Origin of the sequence: Vibrio sp. SG41-7, assembly GCF_014164465.1 — a bacterium.
Lineage (GTDB): Bacteria > Pseudomonadota > Gammaproteobacteria > Enterobacterales > Vibrionaceae > Vibrio > Vibrio splendidus.
In genome coordinates, this window is record NZ_JACJFF010000311.1 from 1 (window position 1) to 949 (window position 949).

At 41.5% G+C, this 949-nt stretch carries 1 protein-coding gene and 1 pseudogene; both read left to right on the forward strand.

What is annotated here, in order from left to right:
* Positions 1-2: 2 nt before the first annotated feature.
* Complete coding sequence (locus tag H5300_RS26855) at positions 3-275, forward strand: helix-turn-helix domain-containing protein (protein WP_182797372.1); 273 nt, start codon at positions 3-5, stop codon at positions 273-275.
* A 521-nt stretch (positions 276-796) separates the two neighbouring features.
* Positions 797-949: pseudogene (locus H5300_RS26860) on the forward strand (IS4 family transposase); the annotation flags it as partial.

Consider the following 949-nt stretch of genomic DNA (forward strand, 5'->3'; position numbering starts at 1 on the left):
ATATGAATGACCATCTATCTCCTATCAATAAGAACCAAATCCAAAAGCTTATCCGAGAAGAATTAGAACCGACGTGGTTTGATAGTAAATCAGCGACACCTGATATGTCTTGGGTAACACCAACGGTACTTGATGTATTATTTTCTGAGTTGATAACGCACACACGCGGTAACCAATCAAAGGCGGCAAGAATTTTGGGTGTCAACAGAGGCACCTTCAGTAAAAAATTAAACCAGATTATAAGCCGAGGATTTGATAGTCATGAGGGAAAGTAAGTATCACGCCTATTGGTACTCTGCGGATGGTGCCGAGCTTGAGAAACCGCCACTTGCCTTGAAGAGGTCCATGACGGCCTCCTTAGTTCTCGCTTCGAGAATCACTGGCGGTAATATAATTAAATTGCAGAGGAGTCACCATTGGGCTCTTTTAGAAGTCAACGAATATACCCGACTATTAGTTGCTCGATAGGTTTAATACTGATGCCTTTCGCTTCTGCATCTGCTTAGATTTGTACGACAGAATCGCTCGATGATCACAGTGCCAGAACTGGTTGGCCTGACACGATCTTGGACAATTGTCATTTTCGGAAAGTAAAACATTAGTAATTAATGATGCATTAGTATGCAATTGCATTAAAAACAACAACTTAAAATGGTTCACGTTAAAAAGCCATACTTTTACCTACACTCATAGACAGGATCTTAAGGGCTAAGCGGTTTATTTAGATAGAAAAAAGGCTTCATTTATGATCAGATAATCGTCGCCAAACAAACCACCTACATCAACCGTGAAGCCGATGACGATTATCTCCCTACAAAAGCAGGTTAAGCAATTCTTTAATGCTGAAAGCCTTCAAAAAATGGCGAAAAGCACAGGACTTATGAAACGGTGTCGGGCGATCTTACCCGACCAGCTAGTGATAAGCCTAGTGGCCGCTTTGAGCAAAGGA

Coding starts and splice junctions, on each gene's coding strand:
- H5300_RS26855 (WP_182797372.1), top strand. CDS start 3: ATGAATGACCATCTATCTCCTATCAATAAGAACCAAATCCAAAAGCTT.